Genomic DNA, 25,476 nt, shown 5'->3' on the forward strand with positions numbered 1-25,476 from the left:
CGGACGTCGAACTGGCCTGGAACACTTACCCTGCATTGATCAAGAGGATGAATTATGAGTGATAAGGATAAACAGCCGTTGGCTGCGTCGGCTTCAGCCTCTCAGGCGGAAACCGCCGATGCAGCGCTGCAGCACATTGTTGACGGCTTTTTGCATTTCCATCACGACGTCTTCCCCCAGCAGGAAGAACTCTTCAAGAAACTTGCCACGGCTCAAAGTCCCCGTGCGATGTTCATCACCTGCGCTGATTCGCGCATCGTGCCGGAGCTGATCACCCAAAGCTCCCCTGGCGATCTGTTCGTCACCCGTAACGTGGGTAACGTAGTGCCGCCTTATGGCCAGATGAACGGCGGCGTGTCCACGGCCATCGAGTACGCGGTACTGGCGCTGGGCGTGCAACACATCATCGTGTGCGGGCATTCCGACTGCGGCGCCATGCGTGCGGTGCTCAATCCCGACAGCCTCGAGAAGATGCCAACGGTCAAGGCCTGGTTGCGGCATGCCGAGGTGGCCAAGACCATGGTCCACGACAACTGCGACTGCGCCAATGAAGGCGAGAGCATGAAGGTGCTGACCGAAGAAAACGTCATCGCCCAGTTGCAGCACTTGCGCACCCACCCTTCCGTGGCTTCGCGCATGGCCAATGGCCAATTGTTTATTCACGGCTGGATCTACAACATCGAAACCAGCGAGATCCGGGCCTACGACGCGGACCAGTCGACGTTCCGACCGTTGGGCGGTGAAGGTCCGATCCCATCCGCGACGCCTAAAGCGCGCTTCTAATACACTTCCCTGCCGGGTAATGCGGTGGCTGCCATGGATGCAGCCAGGCTTTACCGCGCCCGGCGAATGCCTCGGGAGAGTCATCATGCGTGCTGCTCAATTGAAAGCTGTTTTGCCTCGGGAGCTGCTCGCCTCCGTGGTGGTGTTTCTGGTCGCCCTGCCTTTGTGCATGGGCATCGCGATCGCATCCGGCATGCCGCCGGCCAAGGGCTTGATCACCGGGATCATCGGTGGTCTGGTGGTGGGCTGGTTGGCGGGTTCTCCGTTGCAAGTCAGTGGCCCGGCAGCGGGGTTGGCGGTGTTGGTGTTCGAGCTGGTACGCCAGCACGGCATGCTGATGCTGGGGCCAATCCTGTTGCTGGCGGGCTTCCTGCAATTGGTGGCCGGGCGTCTGCGCCTGGGCTGCTGGTTCCGCGTGACGGCGCCGGCGGTGGTGTACGGCATGCTGGCGGGGATCGGCGTACTGATTGTGCTGTCGCAGGTCCATGTGATGCTCGACAGTGCGCCCAAACCTTCCGGGCTGGATAACCTGGCAGGCTTCCCGGCGGCATTGATCGAAGCGATACCCACCCTCGGCGGCGGGCTCGGCTGGCAGGCGGGCTTGCTCGGTGTATCGACGATGCTGGTGATGTACCTGTGGGACAAATTCCGTCCACAACAACTACGCTTCGTGCCAGGGGCTCTGCTGGGCGTAGGCCTGGCAACGGTGACGAGCCTGGTGCTGGCCTTGCAGGTCAAACGTGTGGAAGTGCCGGAAAACCTGGCCGACGCCATCGATTGGCTGCGCCCCAGCGACCTGCTCAACCTGGCTGACCCGCAGCTGCTGATCGCCGCATTTGCCGTCGCCTTTATCGCCAGTGCCGAAACGCTGCTGTCCGCCGCAGCGGTCGACCGCATGCACAGCGGCCAGCGTTCGGATTTCGATAAGGAATTGTCCGCTCAAGGCGTAGGCAACATGCTGTGCGGATTGGTCGGCGCCTTGCCGATGACCGGCGTGATTGTCCGCAGCTCGGCCAACGTCCAGGCAGGCGCCACCACGCGCTTGTCAGCGATGTTCCACGGCCTGTGGCTGCTGGGCTTCGTATTGTTGCTGTCGAGTGTGCTGCAGAGTATCCCGGTGGCGAGCCTGGCGGGCGTGCTGGTGTATACCGGGATCAAGCTGGTGGACGTGAAGGCGTTCAAGGCATTGGGGCGTTATGGCCGCATGCCGATGTTTACCTACGCGGCCACGGCGCTGGCGATCATCTTCACCGACCTGCTGACCGGTGTACTGGTGGGCTTCGGGCTGACGCTGGTCAAGCTGGCCTTCAAGGCCTCACGGCTGAAAATCAGCCTGATCGACTTGCCTCAGGACGGCGAGATGGAGTTGCGACTGATCGGTGCCGCGACGTTCCTGAAAGTGCCGGCGTTGACCCAGGTGCTGTCGACGGTGCCGATGGGAACCACCGTGCATGTGCCGCTCAATAACCTGAGTTATATCGACCATTCCTGCCTGGAGCTGCTGGAGGAATGGGGCCGGGCCAATGCGGCCAAGGGCTCGAAACTGGTGATCGAGGCGCGCGGGTTGAAGCGCCGGTTGGAAGGTCGGATAAGGACCACCACGGGGATAGGCTCGGCGCCCTCAATCGGCTGACGGAGCCGGTTCAAAATGTGGGAGGGGGCTTGCTCCCGATTGGGGTGTGTCAGCCAAATAGATTTTGACTGGTCCACCGCTATCGGGGGCAAGCCCCCTCCCACATTTGTGTTGTGTCCAATTTGAGATTCAGGTCGGCTGATCCAGCGCCAACTCCACCCCAAGCTGGCGCGACAGGCACGGCCAGCGCTTCCATGCCGCTTCCGTGTCCGGGCTTTTCAACTGTTCGCGGTATGTCTCGACCGACTCCAGCGCAAAGCTCTCTTCGTTAAGCATCTCATCCACAGCCATGTGCACCGCTTCATCCAGCTGGTTGGCGAAGTCTTCACCGATCAATTGGTGGGCGATCAGGTTGGCGACCGTGGTGTCCGCCGGGATCAGCGGCTGGCCGAAATGCTTGATATACAGGTCGTTGACCTCCTCTACCAGGCGATGGGCCAGGTAGGCTTCGTCCAGCAGACTGTCCAGGCCTTCGTGGCCCGCCAGAATCGCCGGCGGCTGCAGGAAGAAATGCTCGGCAATCTTCAGCACAGGCTTGATCTGGCTTTCGATCCCGGCTTCGCGCGCTACGTCGTTGGCGGCTTCGAGCAAATCCGGGACGAGGTCGATGTACGCGGTGACAAAGCGGGTCATGACAATGTTGCGATCACCGTCAACCAGGGAAATGGCCGAATGCAGGTGCGGCAATTGCTTTTCCAATTGCAGGGCAAGCTGGCCCGTGGTTGCTTCGTGTTGATGGGCACGGGAAATCTGCTCGCGCAATGCGGCGGTGTTCATGAAGGCTCCGGTCAGGCGTAGGAAAAGAGAGAGGATAAGGTAGCTCGGTTATACGAGCACCTAAGACGCATTTGTCATAATTATTTCATGGTTATACGCACACGTTATATCGAATTGCCATCGCTCGTCGGATAAACGATTCCGCCGCCCGTTTTATTGGGCCCGTCTGTCTGTTTTCACTCATTTGCCCCTACACATTGCGGGGTCGCTGCGGCTGTCTATACTCGGATTTGTAGGCAATTGGCTGATGACGCCCGACTGCATGACGCAGCAAGGCTTGGCGGTGGTAAGCAGTTTGGAAGCCGCTCCCTTCGCCGCAGGTGCAAACCGGCGGGATAACAAGAAACATAAAAGGGGAACCCGCAATGACGCGACATCCACACGTTTGGATGGGCTTAGTGTTGTCGTCGGTATTCGGCCAGGCCCACGCCGCCTGGACAACGAATATGGCGCCAGGTGCTACTGAAGTCAGTCACGCTGTGTTTGACCTGCACATGACCATTTTCTGGATTTGTGTAGTGATCGGCATCGTCGTGTTTGGCGCGATGTTCTGGTCGATGATCCTGCACCGCAGGTCCACCGGCCAGGTAGCGGCCAAGTTCCACGAAAGCACCACGGTGGAAATTCTCTGGACCGTGGTGCCGTTGCTGATCCTGGTGGCCATGGCCATTCCCGCGACCAAGACGCTGATCAACATCTACGACAGCAGTGAATCGGATATCGATATCCAGGTCACCGGCTATCAGTGGAAGTGGCACTACAAATACCTGGGCCAGGACGTGGAGTTCTTCAGCAACCTGGCCACACCGGCCGAGCAAATCCATAACCAGGCCGCCAAGGGCGAGCACTACCTTCTCGAAGTCGACCAGCCGCTGGTGTTGCCGGTGGGGGCGAAAGTGCGCTTTCTGGTGACCGCCGCCGACGTGATCCACTCCTGGTGGGTGCCGGCCTTTGCGGTCAAGCGTGACGCCATTCCAGGCTTCGTCAATGAAGCCTGGACCCGAGTCGAGAAACCCGGCATCTATCGCGGCCAGTGCGCCGAGCTATGCGGCAAGGACCACGGGTTCATGCCCATCGTGGTCGAGGTCAAGTCCAGGGCCGACTACGACACCTGGCTCGGCGAACGCAAGCAAGAGGCGGCCAAGCTCAAGGAACTGACCTCCAAGGAATGGACACTCGACGAACTGGTGGCCCGCGGCGACAAGGTCTACCACACCACCTGCGTGGCCTGTCACCAGGCTGAAGGCCAGGGCCTGCCGCCCATGTTCCCGGCGCTCAAGGGCTCGAAAATCGCCACCGGGCCTGCCGCCGATCACCTGAACCTGGTGTTTCACGGCAAGCCAGGTACCGCGATGGCCGCGTTCGGCAAACAACTCTCGGAAGTCGATATCGCTGCGGTCGTGACCTACGAACGCAATGCCTGGGGCAATAACAAAGGCGACATGGTCACGCCAAAAGACGTGCTGGCCATCAAACAGGCGGAAAGTAAATGACAGCCTCCCTTGCCACCGTCCAGACCCGCCCCGCCCACTCGCCTGCAGGAGAACGGTCATGAGCACTGTGATCGATGACCATGGTCACGCCGACCACGCCCACGGCCCCGCGAAGGGGTTGATGCGCTGGGTGTTGACCACCAACCATAAAGACATCGGCACGATGTACCTGTGGTTTGCCTTCACCATGTTCCTGCTGGGCGGTTCATTCGCCATGGTGATTCGCGCCGAACTGTTCCAGCCCGGCCTGCAGATCGTGCAGCCGGCGTTCTTCAACCAGATGACCACCATGCATGGCCTGATCATGGTGTTCGGTGCGGTGATGCCGGCCTTTGTCGGCCTGGCGAACTGGATGATCCCGTTGATGATCGGCGCACCGGACATGGCCCTGCCGCGCATGAACAACTTCAGTTTCTGGCTGCTGCCGGCGGCGTTCCTGTTGCTGGTCTCGACCCTGTTCAGCCCGGGCGGCGGGCCGAATTTCGGCTGGACGTTCTATGCCCCGCTCTCGACCACCTATGCGCCGGAAAGCGTGACCTTCTTCATCTTTGCCATCCACCTGATGGGCATCAGTTCGATCATGGGCGCGATCAACGTGGTGGCGACCATCCTCAACTTGCGCGCGCCGGGCATGACCCTGATGAAAATGCCGCTGTTCGTGTGGACCTGGCTGATCACCGCGTTCCTGCTGATTGCGGTGATGCCGGTGCTGGCCGGTTGCGTGACCATGATGCTGATGGATATCCACTTCGGCACCAGCTTTTTCAGCGCGGCGGGCGGTGGTGATCCGGTGCTGTTCCAGCACGTGTTCTGGTTTTTTGGCCACCCTGAGGTGTACATCATGATCCTGCCGGCGTTCGGGGCCGTCAGTTCGATCATCCCGACCTTCTCGCGCAAGCCGTTGTTTGGCTACACCTCGATGGTCTACGCCACGGCCAGCATTGCGTTCCTGTCGTTCATCGTGTGGGCGCACCATATGTTCGTGGTCGGTATACCGCTGGTGGGCGAACTGTTCTTCATGTACGCCACCCTGCTGATTGCGGTGCCCACCGGGGTCAAGGTGTTCAACTGGGTCAGCACCATGTGGCAAGGCTCGCTGACCTTCGAGACGCCGATGCTGTTCGCGGTGGCCTTCGTGATCCTGTTTACCATCGGCGGTTTTTCCGGGCTGATGCTGGCGATCGCGCCGGCGGACTTCCAGTACCACGACACCTACTTCGTGGTGGCGCATTTCCATTACGTGCTGGTGCCCGGCGCGATCTTCGGCATCTTCGCCTCGGCCTACTACTGGCTGCCGAAATGGACCGGCCACATGTACGACGAAACCCTGGGCAAGCTGCATTTCTGGCTGTCCTTCGTGGGCATGAACATGGCGTTCTTCCCGATGCACTTCGTGGGCCTGGCCGGCATGCCGCGCCGGGTGCCGGACTACAACCTGCAATTCGCCGACTTCAACATGGTGTCGTCCATTGGCGCGTTCATGTTCGGCGCCACGCAGATTTTCTTCCTGTTTATCGTGATCAAGTGCATCCGCGGCGGCCCGCCCGCGCCGGCTAAACCGTGGGATGGCGCCGAAGGCCTGGAGTGGAGCGTGCCCTCGCCTGCGCCGTACCACACCTTCACCACGCCGCCGGAGGTGAAATGAATAAGTCACCCTCGATCCCTTGTGGGAGGGGGCTTGCCCCCGATTGCTATCTCACAGCCAAAGGTAGTGTCGACTGGTACACCGCCATCGGGGGCAAGCCCCCTCCCACATTGATTGTGTCCGCTTTGGGTGGGCGTTATGGCTGACTCCATACCGATCAAACGCCTGGTCACGCGCCTGCTTATCCTGGTGCTGGCGATGTTCGCCTTCGGTTTTGCCCTGGTGCCGATCTATGACGTGATGTGCAAGGCATTTGGCATCAACGGCAAGACCGGCGGGCAGTACGAAGGCGAGCAGGTCGTCGACCCGTCGCGCCAGGTGCGGGTGCAGTTCCTGTCCACCAACGCCATCGATATGGTCTGGGATTTCTATGCCAAGGCCGACGAGGTAGTGGTCAACCCGGGTGCTGTGACCGAGATGCTGTTCGTCGCGTACAACCCGACTGACAAACCGATGACCGCCCAGGCGGTGCCGAGCATTTCCCCGGCCGAAGCGGCGATGTACTTCCACAAGACCGAGTGTTTTTGCTTCACCCAGCAAGTGTTGCAGCCAGGCGAACGTATCGAGATGCCAGTGCGTTTCATCGTCGATCGCGCCATGCCCAAGGATGTGAAGCATTTGACCTTGGCCTACACGCTGTTCGATATCACTGCGCGCCAGCCGCCCGTGGCGGCCCACAGCGGCGGCTAGCTACTGTTTGCCCGCTCAATCAGGAGAGCGAATACATGTCGACTCATGATACGTACTACGTACCAGCGCAAAGCAAATGGCCGATCATTGCCACGATTGGCCTGTTGGTCACCGTGTATGGGCTGGCCGTGTGGTTCAACGATCTCAAGGCGTTGCGCCCGGAATCCCACGGCCCGTGGATCTTCTTCGTCGGTGGCCTGTTGCTGGCCTACATGCTGTTCGGCTGGTTCGGTGCGGTGATCAAGGAAAGCCGCGCCGGCTTGTACAGTGCGCAAATGGACCGTTCGTTTCGCTGGGGCATGACCTGGTTCATCTTTTCCGAAGTGATGTTTTTCATCGCGTTTTTCGGCGCTTTGTTTTATGTGCGTGTCTGGGCAGGACCCTGGCTGGCAGGTGAGGGCCCCAAGGGTATCGCGCATATGTTGTGGCCGAATTTCGAATTCGCCTGGCCATTGCTGAACAACCCGGACCCCACGTTGTACCCGGCACCCAAAGGCACGATCAGCCCCTGGGGCCTGCCGTTGGTAAACACTATCCTGCTGGTGAGTTCCAGCGTGACCATCACCATCGCCCACCATGCCTTGCGCAAAGGGCATCGCGGCGCGCTGAAGATCTGGCTGGCGCTCACCGTGCTACTGGGCCTGGCGTTTCTCGGGTTCCAGGCCGAGGAGTACATCCACGCCTATAAAGAGCTGGGCCTGACGCTGGGTTCGGGCGTATACGGCGCGACGTTCTTCATGCTCACCGGGTTTCACGGTGCCCACGTGACCATCGGCACGATCATTCTGTTTGTGATGCTGATGCGCATCCTGAAGGGGCATTTCAATGCCGAACACCAGTTCGGTTTCGAGGCGGCCAGTTGGTATTGGCACTTCGTGGACGTGGTGTGGATCGGGCTGTTTTTCTTTGTGTATGTGCTGTGAACCGTTCTACCACGGCGCATGCGAGACCAACTGGCCACTGAAAAAGCCCCAGGCGATCAGCCCGACGGTGATGGCGGCGAACACGACACGCACGGTCAGGGCAGTGACGAGGCGGTTGGAACGGCCCTCGTCCTTGACCAGGAAGAACAAGCCACTGAACAGGCTCGCGACGGTCGCGATCAGCATCAGGGCAATGGCGGCTTTGAGCATGGTCTGGCTCCGGGCTTCAGGGGGAGGGGGCAATGAGATTCAGTATAGCCAGTGCCAGGCAGCGCCTGCGGCCCGGCATCGCGCCGACCTTGGTGGTGCTGTTGTTGCTGCCGTTGATGGTCGGCCTGGGGTTCTGGCAACTGTCGCGCGGTCAGGAAAAACAGCGCTTGGTCGACACTTACGCAGAGCGGCGTGCGGCCGCGCCCATGGGCAGCGAGCAGTTTGAAGCCAGTGCTGACCCAGCCTTTCGCCGGGTTCATCTGCGCGGCAACTTCGATGCCGACCACAGTGTGCTGCTCGACAACCGTATGCGCGACGGCAGGGCCGGGGTTGAGCTGTTACAACCCTTCCATGATCAGGCCAGCGGCCTGTGGGTTTTGCTCAATCGCGGTTGGCTGCCCTGGCCGGACCGGCGCACGCCCCCGCTTTTCACCACCCCGGATCAACCGGTGAGTCTTGTCGCCTGGGTGTACGTCGCTCCCGGCGAAACCTTCCAATTGCGCGTCGACCCCACAACCGCGCAGTGGCCGCGCCTGTTGACCGCGTTGCATCCCGTCGCGCTGTGGGCTGAATTGCGCCGCAGCGGGTTCGCCTACGAGCTGCGCGCCGAAGCCGGCCCCGGTACCTACGACACCACCTGGCCGGTGGTCGCCATGGGCCCGGAAAAACACCTGGGGTATGCCGTGCAGTGGTTCGCCATGTCACTGGCGCTGCTGGCGCTTTACCTCTACCTCGGATGGCACAACGCAAAGGAGAAGCACCATGGGAGCCGCCATGAATCCACTCAACATGTCTGAGGCGCCGGACCGGCGTAAAGGCCGCTTTCAGCTGATCCTGATCCTGCTGATGGTGGTGGGCCCGATGGTGCTGGCGACCTTTATGTACAAGCTGCAGTTCTGGGTGCCGGACAATCGCAGTTATCACGGTGAAATGATCGGTAACGGCCAGACCCGCGCCGACATCGGCGTGCAGGCCGATGAGCAGCGCTGGCAACTGCTGGTCACCGCCCCCACCGACTGCGCCGCCGAGTGCCAGCAACTCGTGTACCTCGCGCGCCAACTGCAGATCGGCCTCGGTCGCGATGCGTCCCGCGCCAGCCACGCGCTGGCCAGTGCGCAGCCGGTCGCTACCGACTACGACGCCAGGCTCAAGGCCGAGTACCCGCAACTGCAACGCTACTCACTGGACCTGTCGACCTTCAACCGCAATGCCGCCGCGCCGGGGGATGCGCACCTGTGGATCGTCGACCCCCACGGTAATCTGGTGCTGCGCTACGACGCCAAGGTCAACGGCAAGGATTTGCTCAACGACCTGCGCTTGCTGTTGAAACTGTCGAACATCGGATAAGGGCATCGTCATGGCCAAGCCTGGATTTCGCCTCGCGTTGTTTGCCACCTTGCTGGCGCTGATCGTCGTGTTGCTGGGCGCCTATACCCGCCTGACCCATGCCGGCCTTGGGTGCCCGGACTGGCCGGGTTGCTACGGCTTTATCAGCGTGCCGCAAAGTGCAGCCCAGTTGGCCCATGCCGAGCTGCATTATCCGGATACGCCGGTGGAGGCCGACAAAGGCTGGGCCGAGATGACTCACCGCTACTTTGCCGGCACCCTCGCCCTGCTGATCGCGCTGCTGGCGGCGCGTGCGTGGAGCCACCGCCGCGACCCCGGCCAGCCGGTGAAATTGCCGCTGTTCGTGTTGATGGTGGTGATCGCCCAGGCGGCGTTCGGCATGTGGACGGTGACGCTCAAGCTGTGGCCGCAAGTCGTGACGGGGCACCTGTTGGGCGGTTTTGCCACCTTGAGCCTGCTGTTCCTGTTGACCCTGCGCTTGTCCGGTGTGTTGCCCGCATTGATCGTGCCCAGGCGCCTGCAATATTGGGCAACGGCGGGGTTGGTGCTGGTGATCGGGCAGATTGCGTTGGGTGGTTGGGTCAGCTCCAACTATGCGGCGGTGGCCTGTGTGGACTTGCCGACGTGTCACGGGCAATGGTGGCCGGCAGCGGACTTTGCCAACGGCTTTCACCTGACCCAGCATATCGGCCCTAACTACCTCGGTGGTCAGCTGGACAGCGATGCGCGCACGGCCATTCACCTCACCCATCGCGTCGGGGCGGTGCTGGTCACGCTGGTGCTGCTGGGCCTGGCCTGGCAACTGCGCGCGGTGGGCATGACGCGCCTGGCGGGCTTGCTGTTGATCGCCCTGGCGGCGCAAATCAGCCTGGGCCTGAGCAATGTGGCGTTCGGCTTGCCGCTGCCGGTGGCGGTGGCTCACAACGCCGGGGGCGCAGCGCTATTGCTGAGCCTGGTACTGGTCAATTATCACGCGCGTACCAGCCTGGTCCGGGTGCGCGTTCCACGTCCGATTGCCTGGCGGTTTATTCCGCGCAAACAGGTATCGGGCCTGATAACCCTTAAAGGAGAGATGCCATGGCGTCCTTGATCGGCGCGGGTCACGGCCAGGCTATCTGGCGCGACTATCTGGAGCTGACCAAGCCGAAGGTGGTGGTGCTGATGCTGATCACCTCGCTGGTGGGCATGTTCCTCGCCACCCGCGCTGGAGTGCCGTGGACGGTGCTGGTTTTCGGCAACCTGGGCATCGCCTTGTGTGCGGGCGCGGCGGCTGCGGTCAACCATGTGGTGGACCGGCGCATTGATGCACTGATGGCGCGTACGCACAAACGACCATTGGCCGAGGGCCGCGTCTCGCCGGCTGCGGCACTGGCCTTTGCGTTGTTGCTGGCGGTGGCGGGCCTGGCGCTGTTGCTGGCCTTTACCAACCCACTGGCGGCATGGCTGACGTTGGCTTCGTTGCTGGGCTATGCGGTGATCTACACCGGTTTTCTAAAACGTGCGACGCCGCAGAACATCGTCATCGGTGGCCTGGCCGGCGCCGCGCCGCCGCTGTTGGGCTGGGTCGCGGTAACCGGGCATATCAGTGCCGAACCCCTGCTGCTGGTGCTGATCATCTTTGCCTGGACGCCGCCGCACTTTTGGGCGCTGGCCATTCACCGCAAGGAGGAGTACGCCAAGGCTGACATCCCGATGCTGCCGGTCACTCACGGCGAGCATTACACCAAGGTGCATATCCTGCTCTACACCTTTGCCCTGCTGGCGGTGAGCCTGATGCCCTATGTGATCCATATGAGCGGGTTGCTGTACCTGGCCTGTGCGCTGGTATTGGGCGGGCGCTTTCTGCAATGGGCCTGGGTGCTGTACCGTGGCAGCCAGCCGCACGCGGCGATCAACACCTTCAAGTACTCCATCTGGTACCTGCTGCTACTGTTTATCGCCCTGCTCGTCGACCACTACCTACTGTTGAACCTATGACTCGAACTCAGAAAACTGTCTTCATTCTCGTGGCCCTGGTGGCGTTGATCATGGGCCTGACCGTCAATAAGGTGCTATCGGGCAAAGGCCAGGGCGATCCCACCGCGCTGATCGACGCCGGCATTATCCTGCTGCCGCAAAGTCGCCAGCTGCCTGCGGTGAGCATGACCAACCAGGACGGCCAGCCGGTGCTGGTCGATGAGCTGAAAGGCAAGTGGAGCCTGCTGTTCTTCGGCTACACCTTCTGCCCGGATATCTGCCCGACCACCCTCGCCCAACTGCGCCAGATCAAGAGCGAACTGCCCAAGGACGCGGTGGATAAGTTGCAAGTGATCCTGGTCAGCGTCGACCCGAACCGCGACACCCCGGCCCAGCTCAAGCAGTATCTGGGCTATTTCGATCCGCAGTTCCAGGGGCTGACCGGTGCGAATGTGCAGGAGGTGCAGACGGTCTCGAATGCGGTGAGCATCCCGTTCATCCCGGCGGACACCAGCAAGCCCAACTACACCGTCGATCACAGCGGCAACCTGGCGCTGATCGGGCCGGACGGTACCCAGCGTGGGTTCATTCGCGCGCCGTTGAATAACCAGAAGCTGGTGGCGCAGTTGCCGGGGCTGTTGCAGCGTAAATAGCTCACGACACAAAACAAATGTGGGAGGGGGCTTGCCCCCGATAGCAGAGTGTCAGTCGATGAAGAGGTTGACTGACCTGGCGCTATCGGGGGCAAGCCCCCTCCCACATTTTTGATCTCCAGTGTGCTGGATCAGAACGCTGGCTTGATCGCGCCTTTGTACTTCTCTTCGATAAATTGCTTCACTTCAGGTGTGTGCAGGGCGGCTACCAGCTTCTTCACCGCGTCCGAATCCTTGTTGTCTTCACGAGTCACCAGGATGTTCACGTAAGGCGAGTCGCTGCCTTCGATCACCAGGGCGTCCTTGGACGGGTCCAGCTTGGCTTCCAGCGCGTAGTTGGTATTGATCAGCGCCAGGTCGACCTGGGTCAGTACGCGCGGCAGGGTGGCGGCTTCCAGCTCACGGAACTTGAGGTTTTTCGGGTTGGCGGTGATGTCCTTGATGGTCGACAGGATGTTGGTCGGGTCCTTCAGGGTAATCAGGCCGTTGTTGGCCAGCAGCAACAGGGCGCGGCCACCGTTGGTGGCGTCGTTCGGGATCACCACATTGGCGCCGTCCGGCAGCTCGTCCAGCTTCTTGTATTTGCTCGAGTACGCGCCCAGCGGTTCCAGGTGCACGCCGCCGACGCTCACCAGGTGAGTGCCCTTGGCCTTGTTGAATTCATCCAGGTACGGCTGGTGCTGGAAGAAGTTGGCGTCCAGGCGCTTTTCAGCCACCTGTACGTTCGGCTGCACATAGTCGGTGAAGACTTTGATCTGCAGGTCCACGCCTTCTTTGGCCAGCGCAGGTTTCACGAATTCCAGAATTTGCGCATGCGGCACTGGCGAGGCAGCGACCTTGAGGGTCTCGGCATGGGCGGAAAACGCGGCAACGGCGGCGAAGGCAACCAGTAGTTTTTTCATCCAGCAAGCTCCATGTTCGGGCATCTGCCGGCACCAGGCCGGCCATGGCCGTTATTTTCGAGAAAAGTGCACCACCAGCTTGTCGCCGACGGTTTGCAGAATTTGCACCAGGATCACCAGCATCACCACGGTGACCACCATCACATTGTCCTGGAAACGCTGGTAACCGAAACGGATCGCCAGGTCGCCCAGGCCACCGGCACCGACCACGCCGGCCATCGCCGTGTAGGACACCAGTGTAATCGCCGTTACGGTAATTGCCGCGAAAATGCCGGGGCGTGCTTCGGGCAGTAAGGCGTTGGTGATGATCTGGCGCGTGCTGGCACCCATCGACTGCGTGGCCTCGATGATGCCGCGGTCCACTTCACGCAGGGCGGTTTCCACCAGGCGTGCAAAGAACGGTGTGGCGCCGATAACCAGCGGCGGAATCGCGCCCGCGACGCCCAGCGAGGTGGGCTCGTCCATATAGATGCCAGTGATCAGCTTGGTTAATGGAATCATCACGATCAGCAGGATGATGAACGGCAGCGAACGCAGGATGTTCACGATCAGCGACATAAAGGCGTACAAGCCTTTCTGCTCGAACAGCTGACGTGGGCTGGTCAAGAACAGCAGCACACCCACGGGCAGGCCCAGTACGACCGTGAAGAACAGCGAACCGAACAGCATGGTCATGGTATCGCCGGTGGCGAGCCAGATTTCGGACCAGTCGATGTCGGCGAAGAAATTCAGGAACAGATCCATTAGCGCAGCACCTCCATATGAACGTCAGCGGCGGTGAAGCGCGCAAACGCGGCTTCCATGTCACCGCCAGTGACGGCGAGGGTCAATTGCCCGTAGGGGATGTCTTTGATGCGGTCGATACGACCGGCCAGGATGCTGTAGTCCACCCCCGTTTCACGGGCGACGGTACCCAGCAATGGCGCGTAGGTCGCGTCCCCTTGGAACGTCAGGCGCACGATACGGCCCGGTACGTGGGCGAAGTCATCGTGCTGTTCGCCTTCATCGACCTGTTCGGCTTCCTGGACGAAGCGCTTGGTGGTCGGATGCTTGGGATGCAGGAACACATCAGCCACCGAGCCTTGCTCGACGATCACGCCAGCGTCCATCACGGCCACCTGGTCGCACACGCGGCGAATCACATCCATTTCATGGGTGATCAACACGATGGTCAGCTTCAGCTCACGGTTGATTTCAGCCAGTAATTGCAGGACCGACGCGGTGGTTTGCGGGTCGAGGGCGCTGGTGGCTTCATCGCACAGCAGAATCTTGGGTTTGGTCGCCAGGGCGCGGGCAATGCCGACGCGCTGTTTCTGGCCGCCGGACAATTGCGCCGGATACTTGCGGGCGTGGTCCGACAGGCCAACGCGGGCGAGCAGCTCGGCCACGCGCAGCTCGATTTCCTTGCGGGACAATTCGCCGGCCAGTGTCAGCGGCAGCGCCACGTTGTCTGCAACGGTCTTGGACGCCAGCAGGTTGAAGTGCTGGAAGATCATGCCGACCTGCTGGCGGAAACGGCGCAGGCCGTTGGCGTCCAGTGCGGTGACTTCTTCGCCGTCGACACTGATCTGCCCGCCACTGGGCTCTTCAAGGCGATTGATCAGGCGCAGCAGGGTACTTTTTCCCGCACCCGAGTGGCCAATCAGGCCAAACACCTGGCCGTTTTCGACGCGCAGGCTGGTGGGGTGCAGGGCGGGAATATCCTTACCGGCGACGCGGTAGGTTTTATGGACGTTTTGAAACTCGATCACGTAGCGAACCTTGTGGGGCGCATGGAAAAGGGATCAGCGGTTAGCCGGGCGCGCATTTTAGCCTGTCCATCCAGTGATTCTTAGCATTTATTTCGTATCCATCCTGCGATTTGGCAATAACGAGACCGAAGGTCATAAAAAGGGAACGGCTCATAACGCTGTCAGTCACTACTTAAGCAATGCGATGTTCCGGGTGCCGTACCCGGGGCTTCATTCAAACGAGCCGGGGACCGCTCTGGCCACTTTGACTAAGGAGTTTTTACTGATGAGTACCAAGAAGCCAGGCACCCCGCCGAAGAGTGAGCTCGCGGGTACCGATACCCTGGACCGAGGCAATACCAACACCAAATTGCAGGCGTTGGAAGAATTCCGTTCCGATGCGACCGGCCAAGCCCTGCGCACTAACCAGGGCGTGAAGATCTCCGACAACCAGAACACCTTGAAGGTCGGTGCCCGTGGCCCTTCGCTGCTGGAAGACTTCATCATGCGTGAAAAAATCACGCACTTTGACCATGAACGCATCCCGGAGCGCATCGTGCATGCCCGCGGTACCGGCGCCCATGGTTATTTCCAGAGCTACGGCGACCATTCGGCGCTGACCAAGGCTGGTTTCCTACGTACTCCGGAGCATAAAACGCCGGTGTTCGCGCGTTTTTCCACGGTGCAAGGGCCACGCGGTTCCGGTGACACCGTACGTGACGTGCGCGGTTTTGCCGTGAAGTTTTTCACCGACGAAGGCAACTTCGACCTGGTGGGCAACAACATGCCGGTGTTCTTCATTCAGGATGCGATCAAGTTTCCTGATTTCGTGCACGCCGTTAAGCCTGAACCGCACAACGAGATTCCTACAGGCGGCTCGGCCCACGATACGTTCTGGGACTTTGTCTCGCTGGTACCGGAGTCGGCGCATATGGTGGTGTGGGCGATGTCTGACCGCGCCATTCCGAAAAGCCTGCGTGCAATGCAGGGTTTCGGCGTGCATACCTTCCGTTTGATCAACACCGAAGGCAAATCGAGCTTTGTGAAGTTTCACTGGCGGCCAAAGGTCGGTACCTGCTCGCTTGTGTGGGACGAAGCGCAAAAGCTGGCCGGTAAAGATACCGATTACCACCGACGCGACCTATGGGAATCGATTGAAAGCGGCGACTACCCCGAGTGGGAACTGGGCGTTCAGATCGTTGCAGAAGAAGACGAGCATAAGTTCGACTTCGACCTGCTCGACCCGACCAAGATCATCCCAGAGGAACTGGTACCGATCACCCCGCTGGGCAAGATGGTGCTTAACCGCAACCCGGACAATTTCTTTGCCGAGGTCGAGCAGGTTGCGTTCTGCCCAGGCCATATCGTGCCGGGCATCGATTTCACCAACGACCCGCTGTTGCAAGGTCGTCTGTTTTCCTACACAGACACCCAGATCAGCCGTCTTGGCGGGCCGAACTTCCATGAGATCCCGATCAATCGCCCGGTCGCACCGAACCACAACAACCAGCGCGATGCGCTGCATCGCAGCGTGATCGATAAGGGCCGCGCAGCCTATGAGCCGAACTCCATCGACGGCGGGTGGCCGAAGGAAACGCCGGCAGGTCCGACCGACGGCGGTTTTGAGACCTACTACGAGCGCATCGATGCGAACAAGGTCCGCGAGCGCAGTGAGTCGTTTGGCGACCATTTCTCCCAGGCCACGCTGTTTTTCAACAGCATGAGCCACCACGAGAAAGAGCACATCATCGCCGCCTACAGCTTCGAGTTGGGCAAGGTCGAGCGCGAACACATTCGTGCCCGCCAAGTGAATGAGATTCTGGCCAACATCGACCTGGAACTGGCCAAGCGCGTGGCGCAGAACCTGGGCCTGCCAGCGCCGACCAAAGGCACGGTGCCTGTACGTGAAACATCGTTGAAGCAATCGCCGGCATTGAGCCAGGTGAATTTGCTGTCCGGCGACATCAAGACGCGCAAAGTGGCGATTCTGGCGGCTAACGGCGTGGACGGTGCAGCGATTGATGCACTCAAAGCCGCACTTGAGGCTGAAGGTGCGCACGCCAAGTTGCTGGGGCCGACTTCGGCGCCTGTGACCACCGCCGATGGCAAGTCGCTGCCGGTGGATGCGTCGATGGAAGGCATGCCGTCCATTGCGTTTGACGCAGTGTTTATCCCTGGCGGTAAAGAGTCGGTCAAGGCGCTGAGCGGCGACGGTGTGGCGCTGCACTACGTGCTGGAAGCGTACAAGCACCTGAAGGCTATCGCGGTGGCCAGTGATGTGAAGCCTTTGTTGGATCTGCTGAAGCTGGAGGCGGATGCGGGGTTGATCGTGGGTGCGGATGCCAAGGCGTTCAAGGCGTTCTTTGCCGCGATTGCCCAGCATCGGGTCTGGGATCGGGAGCCTAAGGCCAAGGCGATTCCGGCTTAATTATTGGGTTGTTTGTTAGATCGTCATCGGGGGCAAGCCCCCTCCCACACTTGAACGTATTCACAGTTCAAAATGTGGGAGGGGGCTTGCCCCCGATGCTTTTTGTCAGTCTGCCTTACGCGGTATCAACACAACCTGCGCCGGAATGTGTTTCAAAATTTGCCGGTGAATCTTCAGCTCATACCCTGCATCAATGCGCTTCACCCGTTTGGTCAGCAACGTGGCCAACCACGGGTAATCCTCGGTGCGTGGCACCTGAATGCTGACGTCGCACTGGTAATTCACCACGTCGGTGGCGATGGCATCCAGCTGATGGCGCATGGCTTCGACATCCGCCAGGTTCAACGCCACGGTGGTGCTCGGCGCCGCCGGGTCGATGACCTTGGCGGCGGGCTTGGCTTCGGCGGCTTTCAAGGCGGCCTCGGCCTGATCCAGCTCGGCTTTGCGCGCATGGCTGATGGCGCTGTTGACGCCACCGGTCAGGGCCGGGGCCTTGGGCATCAGCGCGCGGGCACGGCTCAGGGCTGTGGCGGCGGCGTTGACGTCGCCCTTTTGCAGCACGATCTGGCTGCGCTGCAGGTAGGCTTCGGCCAATTGCCGCTGGTAAGCCTCCAGCGCCGGATCGTTGGGCGATTGGGCCTGCAACGTGGCGAGCTGGTCTTCGGCGGTGGCCAATTCGCTGCTGGCCAGGTTTTGCTCCAGTTGCGCGATGGCCGCAGCACGCGGATCCAGCGCTTCGGGGGCGGCGGGCGGTGTGCTTTGACAGGCGCCCAGCAGCAGGGAAAATGCGGCAAGGAGCAGATAACGGAAGGTGAACGGCTTCATTCCTGCGACTCTCTATTTGCGCAAAAAGCGAGCAAGTCTACACCCCTCGACGGGGCAGGACAAAACTCAGCAGAAACAGGGCGGCCGCCGATACTACGATCGACGGCCCGGCCGGTGTGTCCTTGAACCATGACAACGCCAGGCCTCCACACACTGCCAGCATGCCCAACAGGCTTGCGCCGATTGCCATTTGCTCCGGCGAACGAGCATGGCGCTGAGCGGCGGCTGCGGGAATGATCAACAGCGAGGTGATCAACAATACGCCGACAATCTTCATCGCGACAGCAATCACCACCGCGATCAATAACATCAGCGCCAGGCGCAGGGCCGGCACGGGCAAACCTTCCACCGTGGCGAGTTCCTCGTGCACGGTGATCGCCAGCAGCGGGCGCCACAGGCTCACCAGCAGCACCAGCACCGCCGCGCTGCCGCCTAGGATCCACATAAGATCGACAGGGCTGATCGCCAGCAGATCGCCAAACAGGTAGGCCATCAGGTCGATGCGCACTTCATGCATGAAGCTCAGCACCACCAGGCCCAGAGACAAGGTACTCGGCGCCAGGATGCCCAGCAGCGTATCGGAGGCCAGTGGCTGGCGCTGTTGCAGCGTCACCAACAACACCGCCAGCAGCAGGCAGCCGACAGTGACGGCGATGGTCGGGCTCACATCCAGCAGGAAGCCCATGGCCACGCCGAGCAGCGCGGCATGGGACAGCGTGTCGCCAAAGTACGCCATGCGCCGCCAGACCACGAACGAGCCCAACGGGCCCGCCACCAGCGCCAAAGCCAAGCCTGCCAGCAGGGCGTAGAGCAGAAAATCAGCCATGCTTGCAGCTATCTCCATGAACATGAGGGTGGGGTGCGGCGGGGTCGTCAACCACGGCGCCGTGCAGATCATGGGCGTGGTCATGGTGGTGATGGTAGATCGCCAGGCTTTGCGCGTTCTTACCGAACAGCTCGACGAACGCCGGATCGCCGCTGACCTGCTCCGGGTGGCCGGAACAGCACACGTGACGGTTGAGGCAGACCACCTGGTCGGTGGTGCTCATCACCAGGTGCAAATCGTGAGACACCATCAGCACACCGCAGCCGTGACGGTCGCGCAAGCGGGTGATCAGGCTGTATAGCTCGGCTTGCCCGGCGACGTCGACGCCTTGCACGGGCTCATCGAGCACCAGCAGCTCTGGCTCGCGCAACAGCGCGCGGGCCAGCAGCACGCGCTGCATTTCACCGCCGGAGATGCTCTGCACCGGGCTGTCGATCACCTGTTCGGCGCCGACTTCCTTGAGCGCCGCCTGCGCGCGGGCACGGTCAACTCCCGGTACCAGGCGCAGGAAGCGCAGTACGGAAAGCGGGAGTGTCGGGTCTACGTGCAGCTTCTGCGGCATATAGCCCACGCGCAGTTTGGGCCTGCGCCATACGCTGCCACGGTCGGGCTTGAGCAGGCCCAGCACGGCGCGCACCAGGGTGGTCTTGCCGGCGCCATTGGGGCCGATCAGGGTAACGATCTGCCCCGGCTCTACGCTTAATGCGATGTCATCCAGCACGTTTTGCCCGGCGAACGTGACCCCAACCTGCTCCAGGCGGATTAACGCGTTGCTCATCAAGCCCCCTGACAGCCTGAGCACAGGCCGACCACTTCGACCGTTTGCCCTTCGACGCTGAAGCCGACTTCAGCGGCGCTTTTGATGATGGCGTCACTGATGCTCTTTTGTTCAAGCTCGATGGCGGCGTGGCACTCGCGGCAAATCAGGAACTGGCCCTGATGCGCGTGTTCCGGGTGGTTGCAGCCGACAAAGGCATTGAGCGAAGCGATGCGGTGCACCAGGCCGTTTTCCAGCAGGAAATCCAGCGCGCGGTAAACCGTGGGCGGCGCAGCGCGTCGGCCGTCCTGCTCGCTGAGTACGCCGAGGATGTCGTACGCGCCGAGCGGCTTGTGGCTTTGCCACACCAGCTCAAGCACGCGACGACGCAGCGCGGTCAGGCGCAAACCCTTCTGCGCACACAGGGTGTCGGCCTCCGACAGCGCGGTGTGAACGCAGTGAGAGTGGTCGTGGGGACGGCTGGCAAGCGGTGTTATAGGCATGAGCGGCGACAGATATTTGATAGAGACGTTATTATGTTACCCGTTCCTACGCCATTGAGTGGTCATCGTGTCCCGACTTTTTCCCGTTTTTGTCGTATTTGTCACCAGTTTGTTCATGGCTGGCGCCGCTCAGGCCGAGGTCAAGGTGCTGACCAGCATTAAACCGCTGCAGCTGATTGCCGCTGCTGTGCAGGACGGTGTAGCGGTTCCGGAGGTGTTGCTGCCACCGGGCGCATCGCCGCATAACTTCGCGTTGCGCCCATCCGACGTACGGCGCGTGCAGTCGGTAGACCTGCTTTATTGGATCGGTCCGGACATGGAAACATTTTTGCCGCGCGTGCTGAAAGGCCGTACGGCGACAACGGTGGCCGTGCAGGACCTGCCGGGCATGAAACTGCGCCGGTTCGGCGAAGATAGCCACTCCCACGCCGATGAAGCCGACGAACATGATCACGATCATCGCCCCGGCAGTGTGGATGCACATCTGTGGCTGTCGACGGTGAATGCGCGGGTGATCGCGGCGCGTATGGCGGCTGACCTCAGTGCCGCCGACCCGGCCAATGCCGCGCGTTACCAGAGCAACGCAAAGGCCTTCGAGGCTCGCCTGGATGCGCTGGATGTGCGCCTGAAGCAGCGTTTGGCCGGCGTTGAGGGCAAACCTTACTTTGTATTTCACGAAGCCTTTGATTACTTCGAAGACGCTTACGGCTTGAAGCACGCCGGCGTGTTTGCCGTTGCAGCCGAAGTGCAGCCAGGCGCCCAGCATGTGGCGGCGATGCGCACGCGGTTACAGGAAGTGGGCAAGACCTGTGTGTTCAGCGAGCCACCGTTGCGACCTAGGCTGGCGGAGACGCTGGTGGCAGGTTTGCCGGTGAAGCTCGCGGAATTGGACGCGCTGGGTGGCTACACCCCGGCCACGGCCCAGGGTTACGAGCAGGTGCTGGAAAAACTGGGCAATGATCTGGCCGGATGCCTGGAATCGCTCTGACTGCCACTGCAGATCAAATGTGGGAGGGGGCAAGCCCCCTCCCACATTTTTGACCGAGCAGGTCTTTAGAGCGCAAACGGCAGGTGGACGCTGACTTGCTGGCGTTGCGCCAAGCGCTGCTCGAACTCCGCCGGGTCATGAATCAACACATCCTGCCCCGCAAACGACTCGGCTGCGATCAGCCGCGACAGCCAGAACCGCACGCACGCCACGCGCAGCATGGTCGGCCACAGCTCGGCTTCCTTCGCAGTAAACGGCCGCAGCCCCGCGTAAGCCCCAAGCAATGCACGGGCGCGCTGCCCATCGATCACGCCGTCGGCATCCGAACACCAGTCATTCAAGGCGATGGCGACGTCGTACAGCATCGGCCCCGAGCAGGCGTTGTAGAAGTCGATCAGGCCGGTCAGGTGCGTGCCTTCGAACATCGCGTTGTCGCGAAACAGGTCGGCGTGAACGTTGGCGCGCGGCAGGGCAAGGATATGCGCCTTGTGGGCCTGGATCTCGCCCAAGGCGTCCTGCAGAAGCCGCTGTTGCGCGTCGTTCAGGTGCGAAATCAACTGCGCGCCTTCAGTGAGCATCCAATCCAGCCCGCGATCGGTCTTGCGTTCCAGCACTTTGTCGCCCTGGGTCGCCAGATGCAGGTGACCGAGCAAGTCGCCGACCTGGGCGCAATGCTGGGCGTTGGCGTCCTTGATGTGTTTGCCGGCCAGGCGCGGTTGCAACAGCGCCGGCTTGCCGGCCAGCGTGCGCAGGGCGACGCCGTCGGTGGTGCGCAGGGCGTAAGGCACGGGCAGGTCGGCGTCGTGGAGCACGTCGAGCAGCTCGATGAAGAATGGCATTTCCGCAACGGGGCCACGTTCAACCAGGGTCAGGACGTACTCGCCCTGTTCCAGGCTGATAAAGAAATTGGTGTTTTCACTACCGGCGGCAATCCCCTGGAAATCAAGCAGGCGGCCGAGCCCGTAAGGGGCAAGAAAGGTTTCCAGCTCGGGCCGAGCCAGGGGGGTGAACACAGACATGGTTAAAACTGCCGTTACGGGCGCCGCTCAGGGCGGCGCCGGTTGAAGTTAGGGAATCATTTCCATTCGAAGATCTTCCATGACGGGATCAGCATATCCGGCTGGTCAGAACGGATGAAGTTCGCGTCGGTTCCGTCAGCGCGTACCAGAAAATATGGTGGAGCACCTTTTGGCGTGACCTTGATGGCGTACAGGAAGCCGTTTTGGCGGTACTCCTGGATAGTCTTGTCGCCTTCCGTGCGAATGGTCACTTCCGGATCGGCCGAAGGCGCATCGTCTGCCGCCATGGCAGCCATCGGAGCGAGTGCAATCAAGCCAGTGAACAGCAGGCGATTGAATGTACGCATGATAACCTTGTCCCTTTGTTTTCATTGGTCCGGCTATTCTAGCGCCTGACCCGCCGAAAAGGTTGATCCTGCTCATGAGCCAAGCGCCCCTCGTCCTGGTGGACGGTTCTTCTTATCTGTACCGCGCCTTCCACGCGCTGCCACCGCTGACCACCTCCAAAGGCCTGCCCACCGGCGCGGTCAAGGGCGTGTTGAACATGCTCAAGAGCCTGCGCAGGCAATACCCGAACAGCCCGTTCGCCGTGGTGTTCGACGCCAAGGGCGGGACCTTTCGCGATGAAATGTTCGCCGAATACAAGGCCAATCGCCCGAGCATGCCCGATGACATGCGCCTGCAGATCGAGCCCCTGCACCAGAGCGTGATCGCCCTGGGCTTCCCGTTGCTGTGCGTCGAAGGCGTCGAGGCCGACGACGTGATCGGCACCCTGGCCCGCAGCAGTGCGGCCGCTGACCGTCCCGTGGTGATCTCCACCGGCGACAAGGACATGGCGCAACTGGTGGACGGGCACATTACCCTGGTCAACACCATGACCGGTAGTTCGATGGACATCGAGGGCGTAAAGGAGAAATTCGGCGTCGCTCCCGAGCAGATCATCGATTACCTGGCGTTGATGGGCGATTCGTCCGACAACATCCCTGGCGTTCCCGGAATTGGCCCGAAGACCGCCTCCGGTTTGCTGGTGGGTGTGAATGGCGGCCTGAAAGAGCTGTATGAACAGCTGGATATTGTGCCAACCCTGCCGATTCGTGGCGCCAAGACGCTGCCAGCGAAGTTGGAAGAGCATAAGGAGATGGCGTTCCTGTCCTATCAGTTGGCGACGATCAAGATCGACGTGCCCCTGGATATCGGCCTGGACGACCTGCACCTGATCGAGCCGGATCGCGAAAAGCTGCTTGAGTTGTACACGCTGCTTGAATTCAAGAGCTGGTACGAAGAGATCCAGCGCGATACCAAGCGTGTCGAGCTCAAGACGGCAAACGAGGTCGCGCCCGTCGCTGAAGCGTCGGTTGAGGCGGTGATAGCGGTGCCGGTGGAGTCGGTTTACACCACCATCCTGGACCAGGCCACATTCGATCTGTGGCTGAAGAAGCTCAACGACGCGCCATTGTTTGCCTTCGATACCGAAACCACCGGGATCGACGCCCAGCAGGCCCAGTTGGTTGGGCTTTCGTTCGCGGTGCAGCCCCATGAAGCAGCCTATATTCCGCTGACGCATTCCTATACCGGCGCGCCGGATCAATTGGACCGTGACACTGTGCTGCTGGCCTTGAAGCCGTTGCTGGAAGATCCGACCAAGCTCAAGGTCGGCCAGCACGCCAAGTTCGACATGAATATCCTGGCCAACTGCGCTATCGGCGGTGACCCTGCGCAGGGCATCACCGTGCGGGGCATCGCCTTCGATACCATGCTCGAATCCTACGTACTGAACTCCACTGCGACCCGCCATGACATGGACAGCCTGGCGAAAAAATACCTGGACCACGACACCGTCAGCTTCCAGGACATCGCCGGCAGGGGCGCCAAGCAGCTGACATTCGACCAGATCGCCCTCGAGCAAGCTGGCCCGTATGCGGCCGAAGATGCCGATGTGACGTTGCGCCTGCACCAGAAGCTGCACGCGCAGCTGGCAGCGATCCCGAGCCTGGCCAGTGTGCTGACGGATATCGAGATGCCGTTGGTGCCGGTGCTGGCGCGTATCGAGCGCCAGGGCGCGCTGGTGGACAAGGCACTGCTGGGCATCCAGAGCATCGAGCTGGGCAACAAGATGGTCGAGCTGGAGCGCCAGGCATTCGAGATCGCCGGCGAGGCGTTCAACCTGGGTTCGCCCAAGCAGCTCGGGGCGATCCTCTACGAGAAACTCGGAATGCCGGTGTTGAAAAAGACCGGCAAGGGCCAGGCATCCACGGCTGAAGAAGTGCTGGCCAAGCTGGCCGAGGATGATTTTCCGCTGCCCAAGGTGCTTATGCAGTACCGCAGCATGAGCAAGCTGAAAAGCACCTATACCGACCGCCTGCCGGAACAGATCAACCCGCGTACCGGGCGTATTCATACGTCTTACCATCAGGCGGTGGCGGCGACCGGGCGTTTGTCCTCCAGCGATCCGAACCTGCAGAACATCCCGGTGCGCACCGCCGAAGGGCGGCGCATTCGCCAGGCGTTTATCGCACCCAAAGGCTACAAGCTGCTGGCAGCGGACTATTCGCAGATCGAGCTGCGGATCATGGCGCACCTGTCGAAGGACGAAGGGTTGATGAACGCCTTTCGCAACGACCTTGACGTGCACACCGCCACGGCCGCCGAGGTATTCAAGGTTGAATTGACCGAGGTCACCTCCAACCAGCGCCGCAATGCCAAGGCGATCAATTTCGGCCTGATCTACGGCATGGGCGCCCAGAAGCTCGGCAAGGACATTGGCGTCGATACCAAGACCGCCAAGGCTTATATCGATGTGTACTTCGCCCGCTATCCCGGCGTGCGCGAATACATGGAGCGCACCCGCGCCCAGGCGGCGGACCAGGGTTTTGTGGAAACCTTCTTCGGGCGGCGCCTGTACGTGCCGGATATCAACTCCAACAAGCCTCAGGAGCGCGCGGCGGCAGAGCGCACCGCGATCAACGCGCCCATGCAGGGCACGGCGGCAGACATCATCAAGAAAGCCATGGTGAAGGTGGACAACTGGCTGACCGAGTCGGGCCTGGACGCCAAGGTCATCCTCCAGGTGCATGACGAACTGGTACTGGAGGTGCGTGAGGACCTGATCCCGGAGGTCAGCCAGAGAATCCGCGAACACATGAGCGCTGCCGTGCAGTTGGACGTGCCCCTGGTGGTGGACGTGGGCGTTGGCGATAACTGGGACGAGGCCCATTGATTCTGCGGTTGCGCCACCACCGCGTGTGATGGCACGGCGCTTTAGATCGGAAACTGCCGTCAGTTATTTCCAAGAGTTTTTTGAACCCGCCGGAACTTAACCTGTGAACTGTCACTCAGAGTTACTGAATGGGTGGTGAAGCCCTTCAATGCTCCTATGTTGTGTTAAGTG

At 61.1% G+C, this 25,476-nt stretch carries 25 protein-coding genes; 14 read left to right on the forward strand and 11 right to left on the reverse strand.

The window, feature by feature from the left end:
* Positions 1–54: 54 nt before the first annotated feature.
* Positions 55–783, forward strand: a complete 729-nt coding sequence (locus C4J91_RS00270) for a carbonic anhydrase (RefSeq protein ID WP_124360620.1) — start codon at positions 55–57, stop codon at positions 781–783.
* An 85-nt stretch (positions 784–868) separates the two neighbouring features.
* Positions 869–2,416 (forward strand): SulP family inorganic anion transporter, encoded by a 1,548-nt coding sequence (locus C4J91_RS00275; protein ID WP_124360621.1) that lies wholly within the window; start codon positions 869–871, stop codon positions 2,414–2,416.
* A 129-nt stretch (positions 2,417–2,545) separates the two neighbouring features.
* On the opposite strand, the gene C4J91_RS00280 is transcribed toward C4J91_RS00275, so the two are convergent.
* Complete coding sequence (locus C4J91_RS00280; protein ID WP_124360622.1) at positions 2,546–3,193, reverse strand: hypothetical protein; 648 nt, start codon at positions 3,191–3,193, stop codon at positions 2,546–2,548.
* 365 nt (positions 3,194–3,558) lie between these two features.
* On the opposite strand from C4J91_RS00280, the gene coxB reads away from it, so the two are divergent.
* The 4 genes from coxB (at position 3,559) to C4J91_RS00300 (ending at position 7,944) form a co-directional block, all read left to right on the forward strand.
* A complete protein-coding gene (gene coxB, locus C4J91_RS00285; protein ID WP_124360623.1) occupies positions 3,559–4,686 on the forward strand; it encodes a cytochrome c oxidase subunit II in 1,128 nt (375 codons plus the stop codon).
* A gap of 58 nt (positions 4,687–4,744) precedes the next feature.
* Positions 4,745–6,331, forward strand: coding sequence for a cytochrome c oxidase subunit I (gene ctaD, locus C4J91_RS00290; RefSeq protein ID WP_124360624.1), 1,587 nt, complete (start codon positions 4,745–4,747; stop codon positions 6,329–6,331).
* 138 nt (positions 6,332–6,469) lie between these two features.
* Positions 6,470–7,021, forward strand: a complete 552-nt coding sequence (locus C4J91_RS00295) for a cytochrome c oxidase assembly protein (RefSeq protein ID WP_124360625.1) — start codon at positions 6,470–6,472, stop codon at positions 7,019–7,021.
* Between the two features lie 35 nt (positions 7,022–7,056).
* Positions 7,057–7,944, forward strand: a complete 888-nt coding sequence (locus C4J91_RS00300; RefSeq protein ID WP_124360626.1) for a cytochrome c oxidase subunit 3 — start codon at positions 7,057–7,059, stop codon at positions 7,942–7,944.
* 6 nt (positions 7,945–7,950) lie between these two features.
* On the opposite strand, the gene C4J91_RS00305 is transcribed toward C4J91_RS00300, so the two are convergent.
* Positions 7,951–8,154 (reverse strand): twin transmembrane helix small protein, encoded by a 204-nt coding sequence (locus C4J91_RS00305; RefSeq protein ID WP_124360627.1) that lies wholly within the window; start codon positions 8,152–8,154, stop codon positions 7,951–7,953.
* 32 nt (positions 8,155–8,186) lie between these two features.
* Between C4J91_RS00305 and C4J91_RS00310 the strand changes: the two genes are divergently transcribed.
* The 5 genes from C4J91_RS00310 to C4J91_RS00330 are packed head-to-tail and all read left to right on the forward strand — an operon-like array spanning position 8,187 to position 12,110.
* Complete coding sequence (locus C4J91_RS00310) at positions 8,187–8,951, forward strand: SURF1 family protein (protein WP_124360628.1); 765 nt, start codon at positions 8,187–8,189, stop codon at positions 8,949–8,951.
* Positions 8,917–9,501 (forward strand): hypothetical protein, encoded by a 585-nt coding sequence (locus C4J91_RS00315; RefSeq protein WP_124360629.1) that lies wholly within the window; start codon positions 8,917–8,919, stop codon positions 9,499–9,501. Before C4J91_RS00310 ends, C4J91_RS00315 begins: the two co-directional genes overlap by 35 nt.
* A gap of 10 nt (positions 9,502–9,511) precedes the next feature.
* Positions 9,512–10,591, forward strand: a complete 1,080-nt coding sequence (locus C4J91_RS00320; RefSeq protein ID WP_124360630.1) for a heme A synthase — start codon at positions 9,512–9,514, stop codon at positions 10,589–10,591.
* Positions 10,579–11,478: a heme o synthase gene (gene cyoE / locus C4J91_RS00325; RefSeq protein ID WP_124360631.1), complete on the forward strand. Its 900-nt coding sequence runs from the start codon at positions 10,579–10,581 to the stop codon at positions 11,476–11,478. Before C4J91_RS00320 ends, cyoE begins: the two co-directional genes overlap by 13 nt.
* Complete coding sequence (locus tag C4J91_RS00330; protein WP_124360632.1) at positions 11,475–12,110, forward strand: SCO family protein; 636 nt, start codon at positions 11,475–11,477, stop codon at positions 12,108–12,110. The genes cyoE and C4J91_RS00330 overlap by 4 nt, the downstream gene beginning before the upstream one ends.
* Positions 12,111–12,241: 131 nt before the next feature.
* On the opposite strand, the gene C4J91_RS00335 is transcribed toward C4J91_RS00330, so the two are convergent.
* The 3 genes from C4J91_RS00335 to C4J91_RS00345 are packed head-to-tail and all read right to left on the reverse strand — an operon-like array spanning position 12,242 to position 14,763.
* On the reverse strand, positions 12,242–13,012 hold the full coding sequence (locus C4J91_RS00335) for a MetQ/NlpA family ABC transporter substrate-binding protein (protein ID WP_124360633.1): 771 nt from the start codon (positions 13,010–13,012) through the stop codon (positions 12,242–12,244).
* A 51-nt stretch (positions 13,013–13,063) separates the two neighbouring features.
* On the reverse strand, positions 13,064–13,756 hold the full coding sequence (locus C4J91_RS00340) for a methionine ABC transporter permease (RefSeq protein ID WP_124360634.1): 693 nt from the start codon (positions 13,754–13,756) through the stop codon (positions 13,064–13,066).
* On the reverse strand, positions 13,756–14,763 hold the full coding sequence (locus C4J91_RS00345) for a methionine ABC transporter ATP-binding protein (protein WP_124360635.1): 1,008 nt from the start codon (positions 14,761–14,763) through the stop codon (positions 13,756–13,758). The genes C4J91_RS00340 and C4J91_RS00345 overlap by 1 nt, the downstream gene beginning before the upstream one ends.
* 265 nt (positions 14,764–15,028) lie before the next feature.
* On the opposite strand from C4J91_RS00345, the gene katE reads away from it, so the two are divergent.
* Positions 15,029–17,170 (forward strand): catalase HPII, encoded by a 2,142-nt coding sequence (gene katE, locus C4J91_RS00350; protein ID WP_124360636.1) that lies wholly within the window; start codon positions 15,029–15,031, stop codon positions 17,168–17,170.
* Between the two features lie 105 nt (positions 17,171–17,275).
* On the opposite strand, the gene C4J91_RS00355 is transcribed toward katE, so the two are convergent.
* From C4J91_RS00355 to zur, 4 genes are read right to left on the reverse strand one after another with little or no spacing between them, the layout of a single operon-like run.
* The gene (locus tag C4J91_RS00355) at positions 17,276–17,995 is read right to left on the reverse strand and encodes a PA5502 family lipoprotein (RefSeq protein WP_124360637.1); all 720 of its coding nucleotides are present in this window, start codon (positions 17,993–17,995) and stop codon (positions 17,276–17,278) included.
* Positions 17,996–18,032: 37 nt separating this feature from the next.
* Positions 18,033–18,821, reverse strand: coding sequence for a zinc ABC transporter permease subunit ZnuB (gene znuB, locus C4J91_RS00360; protein ID WP_124360638.1), 789 nt, complete (start codon positions 18,819–18,821; stop codon positions 18,033–18,035).
* Positions 18,814–19,599 carry a zinc ABC transporter ATP-binding protein ZnuC gene (gene znuC, locus C4J91_RS00365; protein ID WP_124360639.1) on the reverse strand — a complete coding sequence of 262 codons (786 nt, stop codon included), beginning with the start codon at positions 19,597–19,599 and terminating at the stop codon, positions 18,814–18,816. Before znuC ends, znuB begins: the two co-directional genes overlap by 8 nt.
* Positions 19,599–20,081, reverse strand: coding sequence for a zinc uptake transcriptional repressor Zur (gene zur, locus C4J91_RS00370; RefSeq protein ID WP_124360640.1), 483 nt, complete (start codon positions 20,079–20,081; stop codon positions 19,599–19,601). Before zur ends, znuC begins: the two co-directional genes overlap by 1 nt.
* 58 nt (positions 20,082–20,139) lie before the next feature.
* Between zur and C4J91_RS00375 the strand changes: the two genes are divergently transcribed.
* Entirely contained in the window at positions 20,140–21,069 is a 930-nt protein-coding gene (locus C4J91_RS00375; RefSeq protein WP_124360641.1) for a zinc ABC transporter substrate-binding protein, read from the forward strand.
* Between the two features lie 65 nt (positions 21,070–21,134).
* Here C4J91_RS00375 and C4J91_RS00380 read toward each other — a convergent pair whose 3' ends face one another.
* Positions 21,135–22,088, reverse strand: a complete 954-nt coding sequence (locus C4J91_RS00380; RefSeq protein ID WP_124360642.1) for a homoserine kinase — start codon at positions 22,086–22,088, stop codon at positions 21,135–21,137.
* Between the two features lie 56 nt (positions 22,089–22,144).
* Positions 22,145–22,435 (reverse strand): DUF2782 domain-containing protein, encoded by a 291-nt coding sequence (locus C4J91_RS00385; RefSeq protein ID WP_124360643.1) that lies wholly within the window; start codon positions 22,433–22,435, stop codon positions 22,145–22,147.
* Positions 22,436–22,509: 74 nt separating this feature from the next.
* On the opposite strand from C4J91_RS00385, the gene polA reads away from it, so the two are divergent.
* Positions 22,510–25,305 carry a DNA polymerase I gene (gene polA / locus C4J91_RS00390; RefSeq protein ID WP_124360644.1) on the forward strand — a complete coding sequence of 932 codons (2,796 nt, stop codon included), beginning with the start codon at positions 22,510–22,512 and terminating at the stop codon, positions 25,303–25,305.
* Positions 25,306–25,476: the final 171 nt, after the last annotated feature.

This window comes from Pseudomonas sp. R3-52-08 (assembly GCF_003851745.1).
Lineage (GTDB): Bacteria > Pseudomonadota > Gammaproteobacteria > Pseudomonadales > Pseudomonadaceae > Aquipseudomonas.

Excerpts from the sequence above, each read along its gene's own strand:
- C4J91_RS00270 (WP_124360620.1), top strand. The coding sequence starts at position 55 with ATGAGTGATAAGGATAAACAGCCGTTGGCTGCGTCGGCTTCAGCCTCT.
- C4J91_RS00275 (WP_124360621.1), top strand. The coding sequence starts at position 869 with ATGCGTGCTGCTCAATTGAAAGCTGTTTTGCCTCGGGAGCTGCTCGCC.
- C4J91_RS00280 (WP_124360622.1), bottom strand. The coding sequence starts at position 3,193 with ATGAACACCGCCGCATTGCGCGAGCAGATTTCCCGTGCCCATCAACAC.
- coxB (WP_124360623.1), top strand. The coding sequence starts at position 3,559 with ATGACGCGACATCCACACGTTTGGATGGGCTTAGTGTTGTCGTCGGTA.
- ctaD (WP_124360624.1), top strand. The coding sequence starts at position 4,745 with ATGAGCACTGTGATCGATGACCATGGTCACGCCGACCACGCCCACGGC.
- C4J91_RS00295 (WP_124360625.1), top strand. The coding sequence starts at position 6,470 with ATGGCTGACTCCATACCGATCAAACGCCTGGTCACGCGCCTGCTTATC.
- C4J91_RS00300 (WP_124360626.1), top strand. The coding sequence starts at position 7,057 with ATGTCGACTCATGATACGTACTACGTACCAGCGCAAAGCAAATGGCCG.
- C4J91_RS00305 (WP_124360627.1), bottom strand. The coding sequence starts at position 8,154 with ATGCTCAAAGCCGCCATTGCCCTGATGCTGATCGCGACCGTCGCGAGC.
- C4J91_RS00310 (WP_124360628.1), top strand. The coding sequence starts at position 8,187 with ATGAGATTCAGTATAGCCAGTGCCAGGCAGCGCCTGCGGCCCGGCATC.
- C4J91_RS00315 (WP_124360629.1), top strand. The coding sequence starts at position 8,917 with ATGGGAGCCGCCATGAATCCACTCAACATGTCTGAGGCGCCGGACCGG.
- C4J91_RS00320 (WP_124360630.1), top strand. The coding sequence starts at position 9,512 with ATGGCCAAGCCTGGATTTCGCCTCGCGTTGTTTGCCACCTTGCTGGCG.
- cyoE (WP_124360631.1), top strand. The coding sequence starts at position 10,579 with ATGGCGTCCTTGATCGGCGCGGGTCACGGCCAGGCTATCTGGCGCGAC.
- C4J91_RS00330 (WP_124360632.1), top strand. The coding sequence starts at position 11,475 with ATGACTCGAACTCAGAAAACTGTCTTCATTCTCGTGGCCCTGGTGGCG.
- C4J91_RS00335 (WP_124360633.1), bottom strand. The coding sequence starts at position 13,012 with ATGAAAAAACTACTGGTTGCCTTCGCCGCCGTTGCCGCGTTTTCCGCC.
- C4J91_RS00340 (WP_124360634.1), bottom strand. The coding sequence starts at position 13,756 with ATGGATCTGTTCCTGAATTTCTTCGCCGACATCGACTGGTCCGAAATC.
- katE (WP_124360636.1), top strand. The coding sequence starts at position 15,029 with ATGAGTACCAAGAAGCCAGGCACCCCGCCGAAGAGTGAGCTCGCGGGT.
- C4J91_RS00355 (WP_124360637.1), bottom strand. The coding sequence starts at position 17,995 with ATGAAGCCGTTCACCTTCCGTTATCTGCTCCTTGCCGCATTTTCCCTG.
- znuB (WP_124360638.1), bottom strand. The coding sequence starts at position 18,821 with ATGGCTGATTTTCTGCTCTACGCCCTGCTGGCAGGCTTGGCTTTGGCG.
- znuC (WP_124360639.1), bottom strand. The coding sequence starts at position 19,599 with ATGAGCAACGCGTTAATCCGCCTGGAGCAGGTTGGGGTCACGTTCGCC.
- zur (WP_124360640.1), bottom strand. The coding sequence starts at position 20,081 with ATGCCTATAACACCGCTTGCCAGCCGTCCCCACGACCACTCTCACTGC.
- C4J91_RS00380 (WP_124360642.1), bottom strand. The coding sequence starts at position 22,088 with ATGTCTGTGTTCACCCCCCTGGCTCGGCCCGAGCTGGAAACCTTTCTT.
- C4J91_RS00385 (WP_124360643.1), bottom strand. The coding sequence starts at position 22,435 with ATGCGTACATTCAATCGCCTGCTGTTCACTGGCTTGATTGCACTCGCT.
- polA (WP_124360644.1), top strand. The coding sequence starts at position 22,510 with ATGAGCCAAGCGCCCCTCGTCCTGGTGGACGGTTCTTCTTATCTGTAC.